The following is a 2,884-nucleotide window of genomic DNA, read 5'->3' as shown; positions in this document are numbered from 1 at the left end:
AAATTATTTGATTCACTACCACTGATAACATGGACTGGTTCAGGTGTTGGATCTGGAGTCGGCGCTGGCGCGTTGTTGTTATTGTTTGTTGTACCACCACCGTTACTTACTGGTGGTGTATAGCTCCCGCCGCCGTTGTTGTTATTAGCTACTGGTGCGGCTGCCGACGCCCCACCAGCTGGTTGTGGTGTCGTTGCTGCTGATTGAGCGGAACCTTGTTGAGTACCAGCTGATGTTGCTTGTTGATCTTGAGCTGCTGCTTCAGTAGTTGATACTTCAACAGCGCTTGATGCTTGATCAGCTTCAACTTTTTTACTTTCAGATTCCTTCTTTTCAGAAGATTCTTTAACGGCCTTTTTCTTGGTGGCTTTTTTAGATTCATTTTTTTTATTTGATTTCTTTGAACTGGCAACTTTTGAAACCTTTACTTTATCGTTTGAACTACTTGATTGCTTTTCAGTATTCCCACATGCTGCTAGTGTCAATGTTGCGATTAATAAACTCCCCATTAAGAATCCCTTAACTTCTTTTTTCATACTAATCTCTCCTTTTTTTGCTGAATAACCTTACTGTTATCCTGTTTGAATTTGATCGGCATATTTGTTGGCCTTACACTTTCGACTTCCCCATCTTTTAAAGCTAAATAGTAACCACCGCGAAAGATAATTGTATATTTTATACCTAATTCTAAATTAATTGACTGTCCAAGTCCGTTAAGGAACGGTAGCTTAACTTGACCATTACAACCTAGTACACAATCATTCATTGTCACTTTCACCTAAATAGTGAATTATTTTAGCGCCACCGGCTTCATGTGTGATCTCGAACTGATTCTCACGTTGAACAATTGAACATATCACCATTTTATCATTTGCTGATAATTTTTGCCCCTCAATTTTAGGAACTCTTTTTTCAATAGTTGAGAGTCTTACATAGTAAGACTTTTCGTTTATCATATAGTCTTTGATTTCTGACCATACCTTTTTCAACCGACTTACGGAATATACACTTTTCGTTACACTTACTCCCATTTTCGTATTCTCCCTACTCACATATTATTACGTATCCAGAAACTAAAATAGCTATCCATAGTGGAATCACTAAAATTAAACCATTAATAACACCAGCAAAAAAGTTTTTTTGTGGTAAAAGAATCTTATCTAAAATCAAATAATTAACTCCAAATATCTTATTTTTAGTCCTCAATTTAAGCGCTGATCCCAAACAGTAATACTTCAACATAAGAACACTAATTTTTTTGATAAACGTCAATTTATAGAACTTTTTGGGGTAAGAAATTTGCTACGGATCAGCACCTAAATTGAAGACTAAAGTACCTTTTCGGTTTAATAAAACCAGCAAAGACAGTGTAGCTTTTTAATTATTTGATTAACCAATTTCTTTGCGCACCGCGGTTCTATTTTTAAGGAAGTGCGCATTGTCATTTTTCCGTTTGATTTTGACTAGCGAATGGTGAATTCTTTTGTCTTCCAAACTAATTAATCAAAGTATGCTGGCTTTATTAAACCGAAAAGGTCTCAGTGGAGCACATTCATTTTGTATATTTTTTTTCAAAACACTTTCGCAAATCTTCATCTTTTTTCTAGTTAGCTTTAAGTAGCCACTCCGCAGTATTAGTAATCTGTATTGGAAGGAATGTGTCCCAACGCACCCGCTTTATCATCACGAATGCTATTGACTTTAAAAAAGAAGCTAAATAAGAAGATTACGGCGTGGCTACTTAAAACTAACTAAAATTTTGTTTACTACTTTTTTTGAAAAATAATCGTCTGAAGGTTGGGCCCGTCATACTTGTACTTGATACCAACGACTTCACTTCTGTGTAGTTGCGCCAAGAGCAACACTCTTTGATCAGGGCCAATCTTTTTTTTCTCGATATAGGAAAGCAAAGGTATTTCTCTCATATGCTCTATTCGCATATACGCGATCACTTCTGTTATTAGTGGTGTTTCTTTGGTTCTTAACATTTCTTTACCTCTCTTTGTGTGATTATTATATGCAACTTTCGCGTTGTGATTTGCGAAGATAGTAACGGCTTTTGGTTTTGAGCCGTCTGACCTAAACGACACTCAAAGCGCTTATCCAGATTATGGCTTGATCTGAAACCTACGTGATCCATATTCAGCAACCTTTTTTTAAGAAAAGATTCTGTTAATGATCCCTTGTACTGCGCGAGTGAAGAACGAGATTTGGCATGTCCCGCTAACCTACGAAGTCTATATTCATCTAACGTTGGGAGCTATGGCCGATTTCCCCCGAATTAGTATATTTACTAAAACAAAGCGTCGGCGCTCACAGCAGCTCGTTAATGTTAATGACTTCTCGTAAATAATCCTAGCCGTCCCATGTATGAGTTTGATGATCGTGTTATTCCGCTATGACAGCTACGTAGCGGCACGATTTATGTTCAATTGTCAAAGGGCGGTGGTACCAAATCTTTTGCGAATCGATAAAAGAATTTTTTTGAAATAATTATTGCTCGATATTTGGATTAGAATATCTTCGCAAATCACAACGTGAAAACCGGCGTTACTTATTTTTATATTTTACAATTTGCAGCGGTTGGTCTTTTGCACTTCGTTTAGCAATTAGTTTGCCTTTAAAGTTATTGACCGACCGTGCTTTTTGAAAAATTTTGTGCCCTGGGACGACTCTATTTAAATCATCTCGATAACCAAATAGTCCATTTTTCAAATTTATAAAGATCGTTCCAGTAAAGATTCGTACTGAGTATGCTTCTCTTTGAAACTGCTCAAATGAACACTCTACTGTCGTAATTGGATAACGCTTATGTTTCATTACTCGACCTCCATATATTTGTGAAACGTACACCATTTTTGGTATACTTATTAATGTACTAAAC

At 36.6% G+C, this 2,884-nt stretch carries 5 protein-coding genes; all 5 read right to left on the bottom strand.

What is annotated here, in order from left to right; genetic code table 11:
* Positions 1 to 536: hypothetical protein (locus tag FC90_RS04930; protein ID WP_157053040.1), on the bottom strand; the 536-nt coding region annotated here is incomplete at its 3' end.
* Positions 533 to 766, bottom strand: a complete 234-nt coding sequence (locus FC90_RS04925) for a hypothetical protein (RefSeq protein WP_057908179.1) — start codon at positions 764 to 766, stop codon at positions 533 to 535. The genes FC90_RS04930 and FC90_RS04925, both read right to left, overlap by 4 nt.
* The gene (locus FC90_RS04920; RefSeq protein ID WP_057908178.1) at positions 759 to 1,031 is read right to left on the bottom strand and encodes a hypothetical protein; all 273 of its coding nucleotides are present in this window, start codon (positions 1,029 to 1,031) and stop codon (positions 759 to 761) included. The genes FC90_RS04925 and FC90_RS04920 overlap by 8 nt, the downstream gene beginning before the upstream one ends.
* Before the next feature lie 735 nt (positions 1,032 to 1,766).
* Positions 1,767 to 1,988 carry a hypothetical protein gene (locus FC90_RS09485; RefSeq protein ID WP_056945401.1) on the bottom strand — a complete coding sequence of 74 codons (222 nt, stop codon included), beginning with the start codon at positions 1,986 to 1,988 and terminating at the stop codon, positions 1,767 to 1,769.
* Between the two features lie 562 nt (positions 1,989 to 2,550).
* A partial coding sequence (locus FC90_RS04910; protein WP_235804318.1) for a hypothetical protein occupies positions 2,551 to 2,884 on the bottom strand: 334 nt, incomplete at its 5' end.

Source organism: Latilactobacillus graminis DSM 20719, assembly GCF_001436415.1.
Taxonomy (GTDB): domain Bacteria; phylum Bacillota; class Bacilli; order Lactobacillales; family Lactobacillaceae; genus Latilactobacillus; species Latilactobacillus graminis.
This window is presented reverse-complemented; position numbering and strand designations above follow the sequence as displayed.